The organism is Prosthecobacter sp., from assembly GCF_044232965.1.
GTDB lineage: Bacteria > Verrucomicrobiota > Verrucomicrobiia > Verrucomicrobiales > Verrucomicrobiaceae > Prosthecobacter.
This window is the reverse complement of the sequence record NZ_JBIIKX010000091.1, coordinates 1-21,293: the sequence shown is the minus strand read 5'-3', so window position 1 is coordinate 21,293 and position 21,293 is coordinate 1. Positions and strand designations below refer to the sequence as shown.

At 60.6% G+C, this 21,293-nt stretch carries 18 protein-coding genes and 1 riboswitch; of the genes, 9 read left to right on the top strand and 9 right to left on the bottom strand.

The window, feature by feature from the left end:
* Nucleotides 1–87: 87 nt before the first annotated feature.
* Together ACILSI_RS24060 and ACILSI_RS24055 are read left to right on the top strand one after the other, a co-directional pair.
* Nucleotides 88–1,896 carry a PAS domain-containing protein gene (locus ACILSI_RS24060; protein ID WP_395724470.1) on the top strand — a complete coding sequence of 603 codons (1,809 nt, stop codon included), beginning with the start codon at nt 88–90 and terminating at the stop codon, nt 1,894–1,896.
* Nucleotides 1,897–1,987: 91 nt separating this feature from the next.
* Nucleotides 1,988–3,103 carry a zinc-binding dehydrogenase gene (locus ACILSI_RS24055; RefSeq protein ID WP_395724469.1) on the top strand — a complete coding sequence of 372 codons (1,116 nt, stop codon included), beginning with the start codon at nt 1,988–1,990 and terminating at the stop codon, nt 3,101–3,103.
* Between the two features lie 6 nt (nt 3,104–3,109).
* On the opposite strand, the gene ACILSI_RS24050 is transcribed toward ACILSI_RS24055, so the two are convergent.
* Entirely contained in the window at nt 3,110–4,021 is a 912-nt protein-coding gene (locus ACILSI_RS24050; protein ID WP_395724468.1) for an NDP-sugar synthase, read from the bottom strand.
* 140 nt (nt 4,022–4,161) lie between these two features.
* Between ACILSI_RS24050 and ACILSI_RS24045 the strand changes: the two genes are divergently transcribed.
* Complete coding sequence (locus ACILSI_RS24045) at nt 4,162–4,866, top strand: zinc ribbon domain-containing protein (protein ID WP_395724467.1); 705 nt, start codon at nt 4,162–4,164, stop codon at nt 4,864–4,866.
* Nucleotides 4,867–4,892: 26 nt separating this feature from the next.
* On the opposite strand, the gene ACILSI_RS24040 is transcribed toward ACILSI_RS24045, so the two are convergent.
* Nucleotides 4,893–6,422, bottom strand: coding sequence for an SIS domain-containing protein (locus tag ACILSI_RS24040; RefSeq protein ID WP_395724466.1), 1,530 nt, complete (start codon nt 6,420–6,422; stop codon nt 4,893–4,895).
* A gap of 98 nt (nt 6,423–6,520) precedes the next feature.
* On the opposite strand from ACILSI_RS24040, the gene ACILSI_RS24035 reads away from it, so the two are divergent.
* Nucleotides 6,521–7,540 carry a chorismate-binding protein gene (locus tag ACILSI_RS24035; RefSeq protein WP_395724465.1) on the top strand — a complete coding sequence of 340 codons (1,020 nt, stop codon included), beginning with the start codon at nt 6,521–6,523 and terminating at the stop codon, nt 7,538–7,540.
* Nucleotides 7,537–9,075, top strand: a complete 1,539-nt coding sequence (gene menD, locus ACILSI_RS24030) for a 2-succinyl-5-enolpyruvyl-6-hydroxy-3-cyclohexene-1-carboxylic-acid synthase (RefSeq protein WP_395724464.1) — start codon at nt 7,537–7,539, stop codon at nt 9,073–9,075. The genes ACILSI_RS24035 and menD overlap by 4 nt, the downstream gene beginning before the upstream one ends.
* Here the strand turns inward: menD and dhaL are convergent.
* From dhaL to ACILSI_RS24000, 6 genes are all read right to left on the bottom strand, one after another.
* The gene (dhaL, locus tag ACILSI_RS24025; protein ID WP_395724463.1) at nt 9,062–9,697 is read right to left on the bottom strand and encodes a dihydroxyacetone kinase subunit DhaL; all 636 of its coding nucleotides are present in this window, start codon (nt 9,695–9,697) and stop codon (nt 9,062–9,064) included. The genes menD and dhaL overlap by 14 nt on opposite strands.
* A gap of 57 nt (nt 9,698–9,754) precedes the next feature.
* A complete protein-coding gene (locus ACILSI_RS24020) occupies nt 9,755–10,117 on the bottom strand; it encodes a Crp/Fnr family transcriptional regulator (protein ID WP_395724462.1) in 363 nt (120 codons plus the stop codon).
* 13 nt (nt 10,118–10,130) lie between these two features.
* On the bottom strand, nt 10,131–11,144 hold the full coding sequence (locus ACILSI_RS24015) for a dihydroxyacetone kinase subunit DhaK (RefSeq protein ID WP_395724461.1): 1,014 nt from the start codon (nt 11,142–11,144) through the stop codon (nt 10,131–10,133).
* A gap of 69 nt (nt 11,145–11,213) precedes the next feature.
* A complete protein-coding gene (locus ACILSI_RS24010) occupies nt 11,214–11,750 on the bottom strand; it encodes a YraN family protein (RefSeq protein ID WP_395724460.1) in 537 nt (178 codons plus the stop codon).
* Nucleotides 11,747–12,370 carry a ribonuclease HII gene (locus tag ACILSI_RS24005; protein WP_395724459.1) on the bottom strand — a complete coding sequence of 208 codons (624 nt, stop codon included), beginning with the start codon at nt 12,368–12,370 and terminating at the stop codon, nt 11,747–11,749. Before ACILSI_RS24005 ends, ACILSI_RS24010 begins: the two co-directional genes overlap by 4 nt.
* A gap of 30 nt (nt 12,371–12,400) precedes the next feature.
* Nucleotides 12,401–13,276 (bottom strand): hypothetical protein, encoded by an 876-nt coding sequence (locus tag ACILSI_RS24000; protein ID WP_395724458.1) that lies wholly within the window; start codon nt 13,274–13,276, stop codon nt 12,401–12,403.
* 174 nt (nt 13,277–13,450) lie between these two features.
* Here ACILSI_RS24000 and ACILSI_RS23995 point away from each other — a divergent pair, with 174 nt between their 5' ends.
* Both ACILSI_RS23995 and ACILSI_RS23990 read left to right on the top strand, forming a co-directional pair.
* On the top strand, nt 13,451–14,323 hold the full coding sequence (locus ACILSI_RS23995) for an alpha/beta hydrolase (protein ID WP_395724457.1): 873 nt from the start codon (nt 13,451–13,453) through the stop codon (nt 14,321–14,323).
* A 204-nt stretch (nt 14,324–14,527) separates the two neighbouring features.
* Complete coding sequence (locus ACILSI_RS23990; protein ID WP_395724456.1) at nt 14,528–17,335, top strand: M16 family metallopeptidase; 2,808 nt, start codon at nt 14,528–14,530, stop codon at nt 17,333–17,335.
* Between the two features lie 134 nt (nt 17,336–17,469).
* On the opposite strand, the gene thiE is transcribed toward ACILSI_RS23990, so the two are convergent.
* The gene (gene thiE / locus ACILSI_RS23985; RefSeq protein WP_395724455.1) at nt 17,470–18,093 is read right to left on the bottom strand and encodes a thiamine phosphate synthase; all 624 of its coding nucleotides are present in this window, start codon (nt 18,091–18,093) and stop codon (nt 17,470–17,472) included.
* Between the two features lie 86 nt (nt 18,094–18,179).
* A riboswitch (cobalamin riboswitch) is annotated at nt 18,180–18,416 on the top strand.
* Nucleotides 18,417–18,471: 55 nt separating this feature from the next.
* Between thiE and ACILSI_RS23980 the strand changes: the two genes are divergently transcribed.
* On the top strand, nt 18,472–20,334 hold the full coding sequence (locus ACILSI_RS23980) for a TonB-dependent receptor plug domain-containing protein (RefSeq protein WP_395724454.1): 1,863 nt from the start codon (nt 18,472–18,474) through the stop codon (nt 20,332–20,334).
* A 22-nt stretch (nt 20,335–20,356) separates the two neighbouring features.
* Nucleotides 20,357–21,133: a helix-turn-helix domain-containing protein gene (locus ACILSI_RS23975; RefSeq protein ID WP_395724453.1), complete on the top strand. Its 777-nt coding sequence runs from the start codon at nt 20,357–20,359 to the stop codon at nt 21,131–21,133.
* Nucleotides 21,134–21,293 lie beyond the last annotated feature (160 nt).

The window sequence follows — 21,293 nt, the reverse complement described above, 5'->3', positions numbered from 1 at the left end:
CATGCGAATCGGCCACCAACAGCACCCAGGCCGCGAAGAAGACTGGCCCCCAAGTTTTGGCCTTTTTAACCCCTCTTTTTCAACAGGCTGCTAAAGGGTCGTTACCTGCTTTTCAACCAAGGTGCCGCACAGATGGTCGGCAAAAAAATCGAAGAAGTCATCGGCAGGGACGACACTGCGATTTTAAGCCCGGAAGAAGCCCGATATGTGATGGAAAATGACCAGCAGGTGGTCTTCTCCGGCGAGACTTCCTCAAAAGAGGAGGTGCTGACTTTGGCCAACACGCCCCGCACTTATCTTTCCACCAAGGCACCTTACCGGGACAATCACGGGAAGATCATTGGTATCATCGGCATCTCGCGTGACATCACCAAGCGCAAACAGGTCGAGGAGCAGCTGCGCGAGCAGGCCACGCTGCTGGACAAGGCCCAGGACGCCATCGTCGTGCGCGATCTTGACCACCACCTCCTTTACTGGAACAGAAGCGCTGAGCGCCTATACGGCTGGACGGCGCGGGAAGCCCTGGGACGCTCCGTCAAGGAACTGCTGTACCAAGATGCGTCCGAATTCCATGCCGCGACTAACGCCGTCTTGGAGAAAGGTGAGTGGATCGGAGAGATTCAACAATACAACCGGGACGGAAAAGCGCTCACCATTGAAGGCCGCTGGACCCTGGTGCGGGATGACCAGGGGCAGCCCAAGTCCATCCTTGCCATCAACACCGACGTCACGGAGCGCAACAAGCTCAAACAGCAGTTTCTCCGTGCCCAGCGCATGGAGAGCCTCGGGACGCTCGCCGGCGGCATCGCGCATGACCTCAACAACGTGCTGGCCCCCATTTTGATGTCCATCGAACTGCTCCGGCGGCAGGAAAAAGACCCGCGCCGTCAGGACATTCTCAGTACCATCGAAAGCAGCGCCACACACGGTGCGGACATGGTCCGGCAGGTGCTGTCTTTTGCGCGCGGTGTCGAGGGCCGGCAGGTGGAGGTTCAAGTTGGCCATCTGCTGCGCGAGATTGAAAAAATCGCCAACGAGACTTTCCTCAAAACCATCCAGGTGCGCCGTGATGTGCCAGACGATTTGTGGACGGTGAAAGGAGATCCAACGCAGCTCCACCAGGTTCTGCTGAACCTTTGTGTCAACGCGCGCGACGCCATGCCGCAGGGCGGCTCGCTCACGCTTTCCGCCAGCAACATGCTGCTCGACGAGCAGTACGCCGCCATGAACATCGATGCCAAACCCGGTCCCCATGTGGTCATCCAGGTGGAGGACACCGGCACCGGCATGTCTCCCGAGGTTGTGGAAAGAATCTTTGAACCGTTTTTCACCACCAAGGAGCTGGGCAAAGGCACCGGACTGGGCCTTTCCACCACGATGGCCATCGTCAGCAGCCATGGCGGCTTTGTCCAAGTGCAAAGCGAGCCCGGCCTGGGCACCCAGTTTCGTGTTTTTCTGCCCGCGCGGACGACGACAGGCTCCAGCGATGCCGTCGTCGCGGAAAATGATCTGCAACAAGGCAACGGCGAGCTCGTGCTCGTCATCGACGACGAGGCCGCCGTGCGGCAGATCACCCGCCAGACACTGGAGCTTTTCGGCTACCGCGTCCTGCTCGCGGCGGACGGCACCGAGGCCGTGGGCATGTACGCAACGCATAAGGCTGAGATCTCCGTCGTGCTCACGGACATGATGATGCCGATGATGGACGGACAAAGCACCATCCAGATCTTGCGCCGGATGAATCCCGACGTGCGCATCATCGCAGCCAGCGGCCTCAACACGGAAAGCATGGCCGCCAAGGCAACCAAGGCAGGCGTAACCCACTTCATCCCAAAACCCTACACTGCGGAAACCCTGCTCAACGCCCTCCATCAGACGCTGCACGAGCCGGCCTGAGCAGGACTGCCGCTGAAAATCGCGGTTTCATTCTTTCGCGCTTCGTTGATCCACGGCATGATGATTCAATCATCTCTTCAATCCAACCACCATGTCCACGCTCGCACCCGCCGCCGTTTTGTATGAAGCAAAGAAGCCCCTGCGCATCGAGGAGGTGCGCGTTTTGCCACCACAGAAAGGTGAGGTGACCGTGCGCATGAAGGCGGCGGGCGTCTGCCACAGCGACCTGCATGTGATGAAGGGCGATCTTGCCATGCCGATGCCGATCATCCTCGGCCACGAAGGCAGCGGTGTGATCGAGGCCGTGGGCGAAGGCGTGACCGCCGTGGAGATCGGCGATCATGTGATCCTGGTGTGGCGGGGTTCATGCGGGAAATGCGAGTATTGCAGCAGCGGACGCCCCGCGCTGTGTGACATGGGCACCGCGATGCGCTTCACCGGCCTTATGCCGGACGGCACCACCCGCTTTCAAAACTCAGCAGGCGAGAGCATCCGCCACTACGCGGGCGTTTCCGCCTTTTCCTCGCTTTCCACGATGCCGGAGGCTTCGGTGGTGAAGATTCCGAAGGAATTCTCCTTCGAGAAAGCCGCGCTGATCGGCTGTGGCGTCATCACCGGCGTGGGCGCGGTGGAACGCGCCGCCAAAGTGCAGCCGAACAGCACCGTGGCCGTGATCGGCTGCGGCGGCATCGGTTTGAACGTCATTCAAGGCGCGCGCATGGCCGGAGCGCGGCAGATCATCGCCGTGGACAAATTCACCCGCAAAGAGGGCGACGCACGGCAGTTCGGTGCCACGGATTACGTCGATGTGAACGCCGGTGATCCTGTGCAGGCCATCAAAGACCTCACCGATGGCAAAGGTGTCGATTATGCCTTTGAAGCCTACGGTTCCGGCAAAACCGCCGAACAAGCCTTCGATGCCACGAAGAAAGGCGGCATGTGCGTGATGGTGGGCATCACCAGCGCCGCAGATCGTGCCTCCATCAACGTCAACCAGCTCGTCTATGCCGAGAAAACGCTGCGTGGCAGCCTCTACGGCAGCACCCAGCCGCGCACCGACCTGCTGCTGCTCATCGGCATGCATCAACACGGTCGTCTCATGCTCGATGAGCTTGTCACGAAGCGTTACCCGCTCGAAGGCATCAACGAAGCCTACGACGCGCTCCAACGTGGCGAGGTGGCGCGGAGTTTGATCGTGTTTGAGTGAATCTGATCAACCCCACAGCGATTGCGGATACTCACCCGCGTCGATGAGCGCACGAATGCTCGCGACTACCTCGGCCTTGTCCTCGGGGTAGGTCACGCCGAACCACTTGCCGGTGGTTTCCAGCACGCGCACGTCGGCCTTGCCTGCGTGGATGAGCGCATTCACCTCCGCCGGCACATAACACTCGGATTTGAGCTCCGTTCCCCGCTCCGCGAGGAACGCGGTGAATGCCTGACGCAAATGCGTGAAGATGTCCGGCGTGAAGCCGAAGAAATTCATCGAGACGACCTCGTCACCCGTCAGCGGCACATAAGCACCCTCAACTTCGCGATTCTCCGCGCCAGCGCCGTGTTTGAAGATCTTCGTCATCTCCGTGACCGTGGCCAGCATGCCGTTCGCATCGCACTGGCAGACTCCGCGAGACACACTGCCGTGCTCCGAAAGTGTGTTCTTCAAATAGAAGCCCACCATCGACCAGTGGCTCTTGCCATCGTTCGGACGCGGCTGCGTCAGGTCGGCGGCGATCTTCTTGAAGGCGTCCTGACCATAAAAGTCGTCGGCGTTGATCATGAGGAAAGGCTCGTTCACCACATTCGCGGCGGCGAGCAGCGCGTGCGCCGTGCCCCAGGGCTTCGTGCGGCCCTCCGGCACGGAAAAACCGGCGGGCAGGTCGTTCAAATCCTGAAACGCATAGTCCACCTCAATACGGCCCGCATACTTGGAGCCGATCTGCGTGCGAAACAGCTCCTCGAAGTCGCGGCGGATGACGAACACCACCTTGCCGAAACCGGCGCGGATCGCGTCAAACACCGAGTAGTCGAGCACCACCTCTCCCGAAGGCCCCATCGCGTCGAGTTGTTTGAGACCGCCGTAACGGCTGCCCATGCCGGCAGCGAGGATGAGGAGAGTGGGCTTCATGGTGGAAAAAGAGACGCGATTCTGGCGCGTGCGGGGTTTCGTTCAAGGTTCAAAGTTCACGGTTCAGCGTTTCCGTGCTGGAACGAAGCCTGAACTTTGAACTTGGAACTTTGAGCCGAACCGGCTTACATGAGGCAAGCATGCTTCCAGACATCCCGAAACTCATCCAACTCCAGGAGCGCGACCAGCGCATCCGCGCCCTGCAAAAAGACCTCAAAGACGTTCCCACCCTGCAAGCCCGGGCCAAAATGCAGCTCGCCGGAGACCAGGCCGCTGTGGAGGCCGCAAACCTCGGCATGAAGGAAATCGAGGTGAAGATCAAAAATATCCAGCTCGACGTCCAAACGCGCCAGACCTCGATCAAGCGTCTCCAAGACCAGCAGTTCGAGACCCGCAAGAATGACGAGTTCGCGGCCCTCGGTCACGAGATCAAGCGCTATCAGGATGATGTCACCAAGCTCGAGGACGGTGAGCTGGAACAAATGGAGGCGCTCGAAATCGCCAAAACGAAACTCAAGGACGCCCAAGCCAAGCTGGCCGAAACACAGAAGCGTGTGAACGAGGAGCTCAAAAACCTCGACGAACGCGCCGAAGGTGTGAAAAAACGCCTCGAAGACCTCGCTGTCGAGCGCGCCACACTCGCAGCGCCCATTGATCCCGACGCGCTCGATCTCTACACCCGCATCTTCACGAAGAAGGGAGACGCCGCCATCGTGCCGATGGAAAACGCGCAATGCGGTGGCTGCCACATGAAGGTGGTCGTCGGCGTCATCCAGTCCCTGAAGCAGTCCGTGTCACTCACCCAGTGCGAAAGCTGCGGCCGCATCCTCTACATGGTGGAGTAGGCGAGGGGTCATCCTGATCCCTCGTCTCAAACCGTCAGCCCCAGCGCCGCCAGCGTCTTGAGCACGATGGCTTCACCCGGCTGGAGCTTTTCCCGCTCTTCAAACAGCACCTGCGTCACCTTTTTATACGCAGGCATCTTGCCCGTGCGACGCTGGGCCAGCAGGCAGACATAACGCACGGCTCGATCGATGAGCTTGTTGTTGCTGGGCTTCACATAGGTCATGAGGTTGTCGAGATAACGGCCCAACCGGCCCATGACGAGCGTGGAATGGATGTTGATGAGCATCTTGAGAAGCAGATGCGCGTGAAACTCATGGACACCGCTCAAATCAAGCCGCTCCCGCAGGCCGTCGAACTCCCAGACCATCTCCCCTGCCCCGCCGCCAATGCGGAAGGGCAGATGTTCCGCGCCTTGCGTGCGGATTTCCCGCCGGTCGGTCAGTTGTGCGGAAAAATCGTAGCAAGCCAGCACCTCCGCCCCGGCAACATGCTTCACATCCGGCCACTCAAGCGTTCGCGGATCGCGATGCAGCAACGTCTTCCAGGCAGAACGCGCGTCCGCCTGCTCTGGCATGATGAAATGACACCAGGCAGCAGGCGCGGCGGGATCATCCTGCTTTTCAAACGGCGCGAGGCTGAAGGTCGGCGCGCGCTCGGTCGTGTCGGTGACGACGGTGATGCCAAAGCGCCCGCTTTCATACAGCACGAAGGCTCCACGCTCATACACCGCCGCCTCATGCTCAATGAACGGCACCATGAACTGGCCGTCACAGTGCGCCACATGCCGCAGGAGTTGCAGCACCTCCGCAGGCGCGTGCTCAGGATCACGCATGTGCATAAAGGCGAAGCCGATGGCGGCCATGAGCACTGTGCTGGCCTGCATGCGCGTGCTGCCCGCCACCGCCATCGCGCCGACCGCCAGGTTCAGTTTTCGGATCTTGCGGTTTTGAATCACACGCTTGGACCTCTCGGCGGCCTTGATGAGCTGCTCGTCAGGGTTGCAATATAGGAACCACGGGCGGTTGGCGGACAATTCGGCGGCGCGTTCCGTGGCACCAATGACAAACGGCGTCTCCCCTCCCTCCGTCGTGGCAATCAAGAGATCGCCATCGACGAACCCCAGCTCCTCAAGCTGTCGTGCGCCGTATTCGGGATGATCCTCAAAGGTTTCGATGGCCTTGATCAAAGCGAGATCGCCACCGGCCATGAAAGCGACGACGCGTTCCGCGTCCGGGCATGGCAACACGCCCATGCGGCAGAAAATCTCGATGCTGAGCGAGAGACGGCCCGTGGCACCGCAACCGCAGAGAAACACCTTCTTTCCCGAGTCAAACGTCGCCGCCACCGCACGCGCCAGATCGGCAAGCGGAGCGGACTTGGCCTGCATCTGCCGCAGCGCATGCACATCCACCTGATGCATCAGCTTGACCGCCTCTCCCACGTCCTCATGCGCCATCTGGGACAAGGAGGTGGTAAACGGGTGCTGCGACTCCGTGTCGAGCGAGCCGAGCTGGTAGTCAGCGGCGACACGGAGGAACTCTTCTGCGGCTTTCATGCAAGGGATTCGACTGGAGCGTTAAGACGGATGTTCAGTTGTGACACTTTCCCATCTTGCACGCTGCGCGGTGCGTTTCACTATGCATGCAAAATCGCATGATGGAATTCGCTTTGTTCAGGCTGCCCGACGGGCGGGCATGGCTGGGAGAAGGCCCCTTCACCGCGCTGGCCGCCGCGCCCGCCGGAGGAGGAGCCTTCTATGTCAACGACTTCGATTTGAGCGACCCGCAGCCCTGGAAAGTGCCTGCAAAGCTTCATTCCATCACCCCTGAGAGCCTGGGCAGCACGATCCACCTCAACGGCGCGCAAACCCCGCAGATCAACTGGGCCAAGCCAGCCACCGAATGGTTCAAAATGGCCTTCCGTCGCATCCGCCGCGAAGTTCTGGCCAAGCGGATCGAAAAGATGGTCCCCGTGCTCACCGAAACCGGCACGCTCGTCTCCGGCGACCCGCGTCGCCTGCTCCAGGCCGTCATGCAAGCTCCGGCCAACATGTGGGGCTATGCCCACGTCACTGAAAACGGCGGATTCCTCGGCGCGACGCCAGAACTGCTCTTCAAAACACACGACCAGTCGCTCGAAACGATGGCGCTCGCCGGCACGGCCAAACCAGGGCATCAGGACGCCTTCCTCACCGACGTGAAGGAGATTGAGGAGCACGAGATCGTCGTGCGCTACCTCACTGAGCAATTGCAGACGCTCGGCGCTGTCTCACGCCAGCCGCGCTCGCTGTGCGAGACCGCCGGACTGGTGCATTTCCAGTCGAGCCTGAGCGTGAAGCTGCGGGAGAAAGTCGATCCCGCGCAACTGGTGCCGCTGCTGCACCCCACGCCCGCTGTAGGCTGCCTGCCACGGGATGAAGCCGCGCTGGCAAAGTTGCGCGAGTATCGTCAGCAGTTGAAGGTTCCGGGCTTTTTCGGCTCCCCCTTCGGTTTCATCGAAAACAACGGTACAGCGCATGTCGTCGTCGCGATTCGCGGCATCGGCTGGCAGGGAGACACGATCAGCCTGCCCTCCGGCTGCGGCATCGTCGGCGGCAGTGCTTTTGATCATGAATGGCGTGAATTGCGGTTGAAACGCGAGGCTGTCCTGCGTCTGCTGGCACTGCACTCATGACCCAGGCTCAGCTCATCCAGCAAACACTCAGCACGCTCGTTCACTTTGGTGTGCGGGAGGTCTGCATCGCCGCCGGAGCGCGCAACGCGCCGCTGGTGGCCGCTTTGCTGGCAAGCAATGGCTTGAAAGTTTGGAACTTCTTCGAGGAGCGCAGCGCCGCCTTTTTCGCCCTGGGCCGCATGATGGCCGACCGCACTCCGGTGGCGGTGGTGACCACCTCCGGCACCGCCGCTGCTGAATTGCTGCCAGCGACCATTGAAGCGTTCTATCAAAGCCTGCCGCTGTTTCTGCTGACGGCCGACCGTCCAAAAAGCTATCGTGGCAGTGGCGCACCACAGGCGATCGAGCAATTTCGACTCTTCGGTGTTTATGCGCAGCCGCTGGGCGACTGGGATGCCACGGATGATCCCATCGAGATGTATGAAACGCGGAATGACCGCCCGCGGCATTTGAATGTGTGTTTGGACGAGCCGTTGGAGACCAATGCGGCCGGAGTGGATTTTTCCGGGGCACAAATGCCGCAGGCAGAGGGAGCTGGCAGCCCCCTTTCCTTGGAATGCGATCTCGTTCTCGCCTCAGGCATGCCTCCGGCGGATGCGAAGGAAGTCGCGCCGCTGCTGGCAAAGCTGGGCGTGCCGATTGTGGCCGAGGCGACCTCGAATCTGCATGGATTCCGCGATTTGCAGCCGCTGCTCATCCCTGGTGGCGAACGAGCGCTGCAATCCGCCCGGCCCACGCATGTGCTGCGGCTCGGTGCGGTGCCGAGCTGGCGCTGGTGGCGGGATCTGGAGGAACAGCCGAAGATTCGCGTCACCAACCTCACACGCTCAACGTTCAGCGGACTGGCAAGGAAGGAAAATGTCGAAACACTGCCCTGGGAAGCGACCCAAAGCCTTCAACTCTCAGCGGCGGGCAACGCCTGTGGCATTTTGCGGTTTGAGCCGGAGTTGGAGAAGTTTGCACAATCGGAGCCAGGGTGGATGCGGCAGCTCATGAAGATCATTCCAGCCGGATCACGTGTGTTTTTGGGCAACAGCCTGCCGATTCGTGAGATGAACCTGGCCTTGCAGACCACGAGGCCGGGCGTGGAATTCTTCGCCAATCGCGGTGCCAACGGCATCGACGGCCTCGTTTCCACCTTCCTCGGCGCCAGCGCGACGCATCGCGGTGAAAGCTGGCTGATCGTGGGAGATTTGAGCACGCTCTATGATCTGGCCGCGCCCTGGATCATCGCACAGATGGATCATCCGAAGCTGCGCATCGTGGTCATCAACAACGGCGGCGGGAAAATCTTCTCCCGGGTGAACAACCTGCGCTCACTTTCTGAAAAAGCGCTCGGCGTGATCGAAAACCGCCACTCGCTCAGCTTTGAGCCCTGGGCGCAGATGTGGGGCCTGGAATACGTCCAGACCGATGACGTGCATGATCTCGAAGACCTGCTGCAAGTGCCCATCGTGATCGAGATCAAGCCTGACCCGATGCAAACGGAGATGTTCTGGCGGGACTGGCAGAAGCCGGTGATCAGGCCACGATGAAATCGCGGAAAGCGTCGATGATCACAACCACGGAGCAGGCTCCGGCGTCCGGGAAACCGATGCAGGCCTCGCCCAGTGTCTTTGCACGACCGAACTTGGCCACCATGGCCTTGCTGGCTTCTTTGCCGGCATCCGCAGCCGCCGCGACGGCGGTGATCGCCTCGGGCAACTTTTGAGCCGCCACTTCTGCGGCTTTGTTCGCGGCGGGTTCCATCGCGTCCACGCAGGTTTTGTCTCCAATCGCGGCGCCACCGCGCTGTTTCACACCATCCACACCGGCTTTGAGAAACGCGGCCAGTCCGGCGGCATCGAAAGTGTCTTTGCCATTGAGCGCTTTGCCGCCGTTGCGGAAGAAGGTGCCAAAGATCGCGCCACTTGCGCCTCCCATGCTGCTCATCATCGCCATGCCGACGGTGGAGAAGACTTTTTCAATGCTCTCGACCTCGGCGGCATTGAGTTTTTCAATCGCGGCTCGCATGCCACGCTCCATGCCCATGCCGTGGTCGCCATCACCGAGATCACGGTCGGCTTGGGACAGCATCGGCTCCGCGGCGATGATGCGCTCGCACGCGAGAATGAGCATGGCTTTGACTTCGTCTTTGGAGAGGCTGGTTTTGGGCATGGCGGGGCGATTGTTGGCGTTCTGGCCGGGAAGTCAAATGCGAAGCCCGCCAGAGGCCTAACCCGCCGCGCGCTTGTCCGCTTTGCGCAACCGGTCCGCCATGCCTTTCATGACATGGAGGGCAAACTGCGGCATCTCATCGACCATGTAGAGAAAATGATGGCGGTTCACCGGCACCAGCTTGCAGTCGGTGCGGGCGATGGCATCGGCGGCGCGGGCCGAGTCCTCGATCAGGGAAATTTCGCCAAAGAACCCCTCAGGACCGACAGTCTCGACGACTTTCCCGTTGATGCTGATCTCAACCTCGCCGCTCTGGACGACGAACATCTCACCCGATTCATCACCAGCATTAAAGATCGGCGATCCTTGGGCAAAGGACCGGATGTTGACTGGATTGGCGAAGATTTCGGGGAGTTGCATGGCCTTGGGGGGGTTAGAGCTTGGTATAGCCCACGCTTTCGCAGGGCATGTCCCAGAGTTTTTTCAGCTCGGCGTCGAGCTTGGTGATGCTAAAGCTTACACCGGCCATTTCCTGGCAGGTGACGATGTTATCAACAATGGTCTGATGAATCTTGATGCCGCGTTTTTCGAGGATCGGCTTTGCGCCACGCAGGAGGATGAGCAGTTCCATCATGTGCGTGGAGCCGAGGCTGTTGACGAAGAAGACGATTTCGTCGCCGGAATTGAGCGCCAGATCGTCAGCGAACAGAAGGTCGAGAATCTTGGCGGCAAGTTCATCAGCGGTGCACATCGGGATGAGGCCCACGCCTTTCTCACCATGAATGCCCATGCCGAGGCCGATCACATCATCGGCGAGTTCGAAGGTCGGCTTGCCAGTCGCCGGGATGCTGCCGGGCTTGGTGGAAACGCCGACGGTGCGGGTGTTGTCGCAGGCTTTTTGGGCGATGCGGGCGAGTTCATCGAGTGAATCGACGGTCTGGGCGGCGGCACCGGCGAGCTTGGTGATCGGCACGAGTCCAGCCACACCACGACGCTTGTGCTTCTCCGAGGGAGGCGCGGAGCAGACGTCGTCGGCGATGATGACGGTTTTCACGGTGATGCCTTCGTCAGCAGCGAGTTCCGCGCCAATGTCGAAGTTCATCACGTCCCCGGCATAGTTGCCGTAAAGGAAAAGCACGCCTTTGCCACGGTTCACGGCCTGCGTGGCCTCCAGCACGATGTCCGGCGGCGGCGCGGCGAAAATCTCTCCCACGGCAGCACCATCGGCCATGCCTTTGCCGATGAGACCATGATAGATCGGTTCATGTCCGGCCCCACCACCGACGAGCAGCGCAGGAGCATCCGGGCGCAGATCGTTCATCACGATGGAACGAGTGCCGACACGGCGTGCCTTACCGTCATAGGCCAGGACGAGTCCATCAAAGAGTTCGTCAGCGCATTTGAGCGGGTTGTTGATGATCTTCTTGGCAGGATTGGCGTGGCTCATGGTCGGGTCGTATGGGTTGGGAAAAGGTGCGCCAGTTTGGACAGTGCTCCCAGACTGTCAAAGCGCGATTCACCGCCCCGCCAGCGAGTTGTCCGGCAACTGGAAGGCGTTTTCGATGACGTTGACGTGGGGCAACTCGCCCTCGGTGAGGACGACCTCGGCGATGTCGAAACGGAACTTGATGCGTGGATGGCCGAGCAGGCGCAGCCAGTCCTGCGCTCCGCGTTGAATCAGGCGCTGCTTCTCCATGCCCACCGCATCCGCCGGGCGGCCGAAGGCAGTGCTGGTACGAGTCTTAACCTCGACGAAGGTCAGCACATCGCGATGCCGGGCGACGATATCCACCTCGCCACGGTTCACGCCGCGGTAGTTGCGATGCAAAACACGTCTGCCGTGCGTGGCGAGCCAGCGGGCGGCGATCAGCTCGCCCATGCGGCCGATTTCGGCGCGATCCATGGTCCGGGCGGCAAGGCGTCGGCGAAACAGCCGCAGCGGAGATGCGCGCAGCCAGAGCGCCCCATTTCTCACATGCGCATCCCCCGTCACGCGCCGCCGCAGCCAGCGCCACAGGGTTTTCGGACGCGGGACACGGCGTTTGGGTTTCATACCTCGTCGAATTGAAACTCCGACTGTGCCACCGGACCGAAGCTGCGCCGGTGATGCGGGCAGGGGCCGAATTTTTTCAGCGCGGCGAGATGCGCCGGAGTGGGATAGCCTTTGTGAATCTCAAAGCCATACTGCGGATGCTCCTCCGCCAGTGCGACCATGAAACGATCCCGCGTGACCTTGGCGATGATGCTGGCTGCGGCGATGGAGTAGCTCAGGCTGTCTCCCTTGACCAAGGCCACCTGATGCAGCGGATACTGCTTCACCGGCCTGCCGTCGATCAAAACGGCATCCGGCGGCGGATCAAGCGCCAGAGCTGCCGCCCGCATGCCAGACCAGGTGGCCTGGAGGATGTTGATGCGGTCGATTTCCTCCGGCTCGATGCTCACGCAATGCCAGCGAATGCGCGCATCACCCGTGATCTCCGCGTAAAGCCGTTCGCGCTTGGCCTCGGTGAGCTGCTTGGAGTCATTCAGCACCGGATGGCTGAAATCATCTGGCAAAACAACCGCCGCCACACACACCGGCCCCGCCAGCGGGCCCCGCCCGGCCTCGTCGATGCCCGCGACCCTGCGGAAGCCGGCAGCGCGTAGCGTGTTCTCATGATCGAGCGTCGGCATGCCTGATGAACGTTATACTTTAAAACTCAGTCATGGACGAACCTCAATCGGCAACACGATCTTCGCGGGCGCGCCGCTCTCCGGCGCCTGCCAGCGCAGCACTTCCTTGCCAGGCTTCTTCGAATCGTTGGATAAAGTGTACACACGGATTTGCAATGATGCCTTCTCGCCCTTCGGCACTTCGATCGGCTTGATCTTGAGCGTTATCTCGTTGTGTCCGTTCACGAGGCCGCCGGTGATCATCTGCTGCTCCAGACCATCCTCGACCGGATCATAGTCGAAGCCATTCATGCTGACCGTCGTCTCGTAGCCGAAGCTCTGGATTTTGTAGCCCGCCTTGTGATCTGGCACACGGCAGAGGGGCGGCACCTGCGGGGCGACACCGGGCGGTGTGAACTCCGGTGTGTCGAGAAACTCAGGACTTTTCCCCTCCTTCAAGGCCTGCCGTACGTCAGGTGCGTTGGCCAGACTGGTGATCCGGTTGCTGTCGAATTTCCAATGGCCGTCCTCGCGTAGGAATTTCAGCTTCAGCAGATCATCCCGCACAAGCTCGCGATCCTGCCCGAGGTCGATCTTGCCAAAATAAACCAGATGCGCCGTGTCCCCCACCGCCTGCGCCTCCAACAAACGCAGACCGTCAAGCGCGGGCGGCTGCACGCTGGAGGTGAACACCGCGTCTGGAAAAGCACTGCGCTCGCTCACAATCGAATTGCGCATCACGGTCTGACGATAGCGCGTGATGGAGGAAGCCCAGGCCAGCGGATCCTTGCGGAGCATCGCCCGCCGCCAGTTCGTGTAGGAGTTCTCCAACGCCGTGCGCAGAGCAGCGTCGCCATCTTGCGCGTGCGATGGGAAAGCGGAGATGGACAGGGTGAAACCAAGCAGCAGGGTGGTGAAGGAGCGCATGTTTGAATTGAAAAAGTGTCTCAAGAAATGCCGTGTCGGCGCGAAAACAACCACAGATCATCATTTTACGGCTCGCTTACCCCGCAAACCACGCTGATAGTTTTCTCACTGACACAAAACCATTTGCCGTTTTGGCGATTCTGGTAAACATCACATTTTCCCTCACACCCAAACATGGAGTCATTCAGCGAAGGCCTGCCTAGAACCCCCCCGATTGATCGCAATCGGGAACTGCTGAAGACCGCTCGTGAGGAAATCTACAAGAGCGTCGGGGGAGTGAATCTCTCCGCCTACATCTGGGAACCGGAGATGGACAAGGCACCGCCTTACCCAAAATCCGTCGCCGCCTTCTTCTTCAGCAGCGGCTGGGACAACGGCCAGGTGGCTCAGTTCGCGCCGCACTGCGTTTACTTCGCCTCCCGTGGCATGACGACGATCTGCTTCGACTACCGTGTCGCCACACGTCATGGCACCGGCCCTGTGGAGGCGATGGCCGACGCGCGCTCCGCCATCCGGTGGATTCGCATGAACGCGGTCGAGCTTGGCATCAATCCTGGCAAGATCGTCGGCGTCGGCGGTTCGGGTGGCGGTCATGCCATCGCCTCCTCCGCGATTTTGAGCGGCTTCGACGATCCGAATGATGCCATTGATTGCAGCCCGGCACCAAACGCCATCGTGCTGTTCAATCCGGTGATGGACACCTATTCCAAGCATGCCTTTGGTCGTGACCGCTGGCCGGACCAGGCCACCTGCAAGGCCGCTGACCTCATCCGCGGCATCAAACCCGGCCTGCCTCCCATGCTCATCATGCACGGCACCGGCGACCGCGTGGTGCCCTTCGGCGGCTCGTATGAGTTTGCCCGCAAGTCGAGCAAGAAGAAAAACCTTTGCCGCCTGATCGAGTTCGAAGGCCAAGGCCACGGCTTCTTCAATTTCAACCTCTCCTTCGAGATGTACGAGGCCACCATCCGGGCCATGGACGAGCTCTTCGTCGAACTCGGCTTCCTCGAACCCGATCCTGAGGCCGGCCTCGGCAAGATCGAGTAGCCCTCCGGAGGAGGGGAATGACAAGCCGAGCGAAGCGAGACAGACGAACAAAGTGAGCCCGAAGGGGTGAGTGAAACGAATCAATTCCGACAAACGAATGACGAATTTCCGCCCTCACGCCGTTTCGTCATTCGTTCCTTCCGGCATTCGTTCGTCATTCTGAATTCGTCATTCGTCATTTCCCCCAACCACCGCCGCACTACCATGCTCCGCGCCCTCCTCTCACTTCTTCTCGTTTCCTCCCTTTCCGCCGCCACCTGGCCGCAGGACGCCAGTGATCTCAAAGCCGACCCGAAGGCGCAGTTCGGCACGCTCGAAAACGGCCTGCGCTATGTGATCCTGCCACATGACGAGCCTCCGGGCCGCGCCAGCATCCGTCTTTACATGGATGTCGGCTCGCTGATGGAACAAGACGATCAGCAGGGCATGGCGCACTACCTGGAGCACATGGCCTTCAACGGCTCGCGCCATTTCAAAGGTGGTGAGATGGTCGAGTACTTCCAGCGTCTCGGCATGGGCTTCGGCGCGGACACCAACGCGCACACCTCCTTCAAGGAAACCGTGTACATGCTCGAACTGCCCAAGGTGGAGGCCAAATTCATCACCGAGGGCATGCAGCTCTTCCGTGATTACCTCGACGGCATGCTGCTCGGCGAGGCCGAGATCGACAAAGAGCGCGGCATCATCCTCAGCGAAAAACTCAGCCGCGATTCCATTGAGTACCGCACCATGATCGAAGGCTACAAGTTCGGCCTGCCAGAGTCCATTCTGCCACATCGCCTTCCCATCGGCCAGGAAGAGACGATCAAGACCATGAAGCGCCCGCGCTTCGTCGCTTTCTACGAGGGCTACTACACACCGAAACGCGCCACCATCGTCGCCGTCGGTGATTTCAAGGACACCGCCGCCGTGAAGGCCGAGATCGAAAAACACTTCACGGATGCCAAACCCAAGGGTGAGGAGCTCAAAGACCCGAACCTCGGCAAAATCCCCACTGATTACGGCATCATCGCCAAACTGCACACCGAGATGGAGGCGCAGTCGCTCACCCTCTCCATCGAAATCCCCCGCAAGGCCAAGAACAAGCCAGACACAGCCGCCACACGTCGCGAAAACCTCATTCGTGATCTCGCCGACATGATGATCAACCAGCGCCTCTCCAAACTCGCGAAAGCGGAGGGCGCTCCAATCCTCAGCGCTGAAAGTTACAGCTACGAATACCTCGAATTCGTCAACATCAACGGCATCCAAGCCCAATGTGATCCGAAAAACTGGCAGGCCGCGCTCACCCTGCTCGAAACCGAACTGCGTCGTGCCATCGAACACGGCTTCACGGATGCGGAGTTTGAGGAAGCCAAGGCCACCATCCTCAAAAGCGCCAAACTCCGCGCCGACCAGGCCGACAGCCGCAAATCCCGCGATCTCGCCAGCGGCATCGTAAGCGTCCTCGCCTCAAAAAAAGTCTTCACACATCCTGCGGACGATCTCGCGCGCGTGTCCACCGCGCTCGCCGGTTTGAAGAAGGAAGACAGCCACGCCGCGCTCGTCACGGATTGGAAAGGCGATGACGCGCAGATCTTCCTCGGCGGTAATCTCAAGCTCGAAGGCGATGCTTCGCCACAAATCATCGCCGTCCTTAAAGACAGCCGCGCCAAACCCGTCGCCCCGCCAGCCAGGGAAGAAACCGCCGCCTTCGCCTACACCGACTTCGGCCCTGCGGGCAAGGTTGCCAGCCGCAGCGAGGCCAAGGATCTCGAAATCACCCAGGCCGTGTTTGAAAACAATGTGCGCTTCAACCACAAGCGCACCGAGTTCGAAAAAGGCACCCTGCGCGTGCTCGTCAGCTTCGGCGGCGGCAAGCTCAGTGTTCCTGCTGGCAAGCCCGGCCTGCTGCCCTTCACGCAAAGCACCTTCCAGCTCGGCGGCCTCGAAAAACACGGGGTCGATGACATTCGCCGCATCTTCGCCAGCCGCACCGTCGGCAGTGATTTTTCCGTCGGAGACGAAGCCTTCCTGCTTTCCGGCCGAACCACCCCCGCCGATCTCGAAGCGCAGCTTCAACTGCTCACCGCATATTTGACCGCTCCAGGTTATCGTGACGAGGCGGCACGTCAGTTTGAGAAAAACCTCGATCCGCTCTACACGCAGCTCAAGCACACCGCCGAAGGCGTCATGAACAACGAGGTCGTCGCCTTCATGCACTCCGGTGATCCGCGCTGGGGCTTCCCGAAAATGGAAGAACTCAAGCAGCGCACGCTGGCCGAGGTGAAGGAATGGCTCACACCCGCCCTGCAGCAGGAATATCTCGAAGTCACCGTGCTCGGAGACATGAACGCCGAGGCGGCGCTTGAAGCCGTGGCCAAAACACTTGGTGCCCTGCCCAAGCGCGCCGAAAAGAAGCCGACGTATGAAAAAGAACGCACCGTCGCCTTCCCGAAGCCCGAGGCCAGCAAGGACTTCCCGTTTGAAACCGAGATCCCCAAGGCCATCGCCACGATTTACTGGCCCACCACGGACATGAGTAACATCCAGCGCACCCGCCGCCTCACCCTGCTCGGTTCCATCCTCGACGACCGTCTGCGCATCAAGGTGCGCGAGGAATTGGGCGACACCTACAGCCCCGCCTGTTACCACGTCGCCAACGACACCTTCACCGGCTACGGCTACATGACCACGATGATAGAGTGCAAGCCCGAACTGGCAGGCTCGCTCACCAAGCTCGTCATCGAAATCGCCGACAAACTCGCCGCCGGCCCCATCACCGACGATGAATTTGATCGTGCGATGAAACCGATGATCGCCCAGCTTGAGCAGATGCGCCGTGACAACCGCTACTGGTCCATGAACGTCCTGCGCTGCTCCCAGGAGCACCCTGAGCGACTCGACTGGGCCAGAACCTTTGTCAGCGACTTCACCGGCATCAAAAAAGAGGAGGTCCAGGCTCTCGCAAAGGAATACCTCGGTGCCAAACGCGCTGTTTCCGCCGGGATCATTCCGCAGGTGAAGAAGTAAAAGTGGTCCGCACAGTCCTCTGTGCGGTCTGGCGCTAGGTCTTGCTGAACTTGTGCCGTAAAATGATGTTCCTTCGCCATGCGGTGCTTGGATGTGTTGCGGAGCGCCGCACAGAGGACTGTGCGGACCACTCTTCACACCAAGCGCTGCTTCAAGGCCCGCACCTCGCTGCTCACATCGGTGGCGAGGAGAAAAGCGGAGACCACCACGACGCGTTTCGCTCCTGCGGCGGTGATTTCATTCAATCGTGCCGCGTTCACGCCACCGATGCAGAAAATCGGCAGCTTCACGAGACGATGTACCTCGGTGATGTCCTGCAAACCAATCGGGACATAGTCAGGCTTCGTGCCCGTCGCGTACAGCGGCCCGAAGCCGATGTAATCCGCGCCTTCCGCCTGCGCCGCGACGGCTTGAGCGAGGCTGTGAGTCGATTTGCCGACAAAGCACGCCGAACCGACCACCGCACGCGCCTTGGCGACCGCATCATCATCCTGACCGACGTGAACCCCCTCGCTGCCGACTGCGGCGGCCACTTCGAGATGGTCATTGATCACCAGCGGCACGCCATGCTCACGCGTGATGGGCAGCATGAGCCGTGCGAGGCGCTCGATTTCACCGGCGGCGAGTTTTTTGGCCCGTAGTTGCAGCACATCGACTCCGCCTGAGCAAAGCTGCGCGGTCATGGTCTCCACCTTTTCCGGCGTCACATAACCGAGATCAACGATGCCATAGAGCCGTGCGTCTTGAATGCGTTTCATGGTGCATTGCATTGGCTTTGGTAGCCTGGGGCGCAAGCGCAGTTTCCATTTGCTCGCGTTCCAGGCGGCGTTTAAGGCCAGTCATGGCGGGAAGCATCCTTTGCGGTGCCTCCCGTTTTCTTTCCGTTCGCAGATGCAGGGAAGGCCGTGAGAACCGGCCACAGTGGCGCTGCGGTATCGGGTTACAGACCTCCATTCATGCCCTCGGGCATGGAACACAGCCAATCGGGAGCAATCCTTGGTGAAGGCGGAGGCGAGGAGCGGCGCACACGCGCCGCATAAACCCGGAGTCCGAACATCTCGCTGCGAACACATCATCCGACCCGCCATGTGGCGGTGCGCGGATGATTTCATCGAACCAATGAACCACCCAAAGACATGTACCTCCACACCCCTCGTGGCCGCGGCATCACGCTCGCGGCCCTCCTGTTCGGCTCCGCGCTCCATCTGAGTGCCCAAACGCCGAAAAAAAACGACCCGCTGCCGGAAGTCGTCATCACCGCGACGAAAACCGAGACCGAACGCTGGCGCACCGCCAGCAGCATCACGGTCATCGATCGGAAAGAAATCGAAGAAAAGCAGTTCCGCATGCTGCCTGAGGCGCTCAGCCAGGTTCCCGGCTTGGTCATGACGGACAACGGCTCGCCCGGCACGCTTGCCGGTGTGTTCATGCGCGGGAACAGAACCCAGCAGACCGCCTTTCTCGTGAATGGCCGGCCGATTCCCGCGAACGCGGCCGGCTCCTTCAATCCAGAAAGCATGGGGCTGGACAACATCGAGCGCATTGAGGTGCTGCGAGGCCCTGCTGCCAGCCTTTACGGCGGCAAGACTATCGGCGGTGTCATCAATATCATCACCCGCACCGGCAAGGGCTTGGAAAAGCCCGAGCACTCGCTTTTCTTTGAGGCAGGCAGCTACGGCACCTTCCGCGAAGGTGCCGCTTCACGCGGTGCGATTGGCGCGTTTGACTGGTCCATCGACCTGACCCGTAGCGACATCCAGGGCCAGCGCATCAACAGCCAGTTCCAGCACAGCGCTGCTTCCGGCACCTTCGGCTACCAAGCGGCCGAAAGCCTGCGCTTTGACCTCGACTGGCGCTTCTACAACGCGGAAGTCGGCGTGCCGGGCGCGAACGTCGGCTTTGGCGGCAATGATCCCAACGATCATCTGCTGACGGAGTTTTGGAGCATCAGCCCGCGCCTCGTGTGGCAGCCGAATGACCAGTGGACTCACACCCTGAGCTACCAGTTTGGCAACTTCCGCCAGGTGGCGCAGAACTTCGCCTTCACACCGAACAACCGCATCACCTCCCGCAATCATTTCTGGGAATATCAAACGGTGTTCAAGGCCACGGAAAAATGGGAGCTGACCTTCGGTGCCAGCGTCCAGGATCTCAGCTTCTCACGTTTCAACAACGCGTTGCGGCGTTATGACATCGACCAAGCCGAGACGAACTGGGCCGCCTTTGTGCAGTCCAAGGTCGAGCTGCTGCCCGGCTGGAACATCATCACCGGGCTGCGTCATGACAGCTACTCGGACTTTTCCGACGCCACCACCTGGCGCGCGGCCTCCAGTTGGCAGATCCCAGGCATCCAGACCGTGCTGCATGGGAATTACGGCACCGCCTTCTCCCCGCCCACCATCCAGGACCGTGAACCCGCGCTCTTTGGCACCACGCTCCTCACCCAGCCGGAGCGCAGCCAGGGCTATGAGTTCGGCATTGAGCAGCCGATCCCGGCGGCCAACGCTCGCATCGCCGCCACCTGGTTCCACAATGATCTGACCGACACGTTCGAGTTCGTCGGCGGCAGGACGCGTCCGGTGGGTAAAGCACGCCGCGAGGGTCTCGAAGTCAGCGCCGGATGGCAGCCGTGCGAGCGCTTCGGCTTAAACGCCAGCTACACCTATCTGGAGTCCGACAACCTCTCCCAGGGCGCCCGCCTCGTGCGGCAGCCGCGCCACATGCTCACCGCCGCGTTCACCCTCCGTCCGCATGACAAGGTCACCCTCAGCCTCTCCGGCAGCTACGTCATCGACCGCGAGGACTTCGACGCCGTCACTTTTGCGCGCAGGGATGCGGAGGACTACATGCTGGCACGGCTGACGGCCAACTGGCAGGTGCATCCGCGCCTCGACCTCTTCGCCCGCATTGAGAATCTGTTTGGCGACAACTACGAGGTCGTCTCCGGATTCCCGGCGTTCGACACCGGCGCTTACGCGGGATTCAAGCTGCGTTTTTGACGGCGCATGCTAAATCAGCCGTGTGAGTCGCCGACCACCACGCCCTGAATCCCCTGCCGCGCTGCGCGAGCGGTTCATCCGCCGTGTCAGCGCGGACAGCCCCTTTTATCGGCTGTTCGACCACCTGCCCGACCTCGCCTTCTTTGCCAAGGACAACGAGTTCCGCTTCATGTGCGCCAGCCGTCGTTTCATGGACCGCTTCGGCATCACCGAGGAGGCCGGCATCGTCGGCAAAAACGACTTCGATCTCTTCCCCACGCGCCTCGCAGAGAACTTCCGCCGTGATGACGAGGAAGTGCTCAGCACCGGCAAACCGAAGCTGCACATCGTCGAGCTGTTCTTCACCGACCAGGGCATCCCCGACTGGTTCGTGACGAACAAGCTGCCGCTCATCGACGATCAAGGCCGCGTCATCGGCATCATGGGCACCGTGCAGAGCTTTGAGGGCAAGAAACAAGTACTCCAGCCCTACCTGCAAATCGACCGCGCCCTCGCCTACATCCGCGAGCACTTCCGCACCGGCGTCTCCATCACCGAACTCGCGCAGATCGTGCATCTCTCGCCGCGCCAGTTGCACCGCAAGTTCGTCGAGACCTTCGGTGCCAGTCCGCAGGCCTTCATCATGAAGCTGCGCATACAGGCCGCCTGCGAGGCGCTGCAAAAAGAAGGGGCGCAAATCACCGAGGTGGCTCGCATCCTCGGCTTCTGCGATCAAAGCGCCTTCACCCACCACTTCCACCGCCACATGGGCCTCACCCCTCTCAAATACCTGCAGCAGTTTCGGCTGCGGAGAGCGTAGGGCTGAGGCAGGACGTTGTCTTTGTCTTCGTCGGTCGAACACCGGCTGTTGTGACCGCTACAAATTCGCCTTCCCTCCAAATGGCGCAGCGTTTTTTTCGGTCCCTCTCCCCGCGAACAAGCATTTTAAAGAGCCACACCAGCAGCCGGGGAGAGGGAGC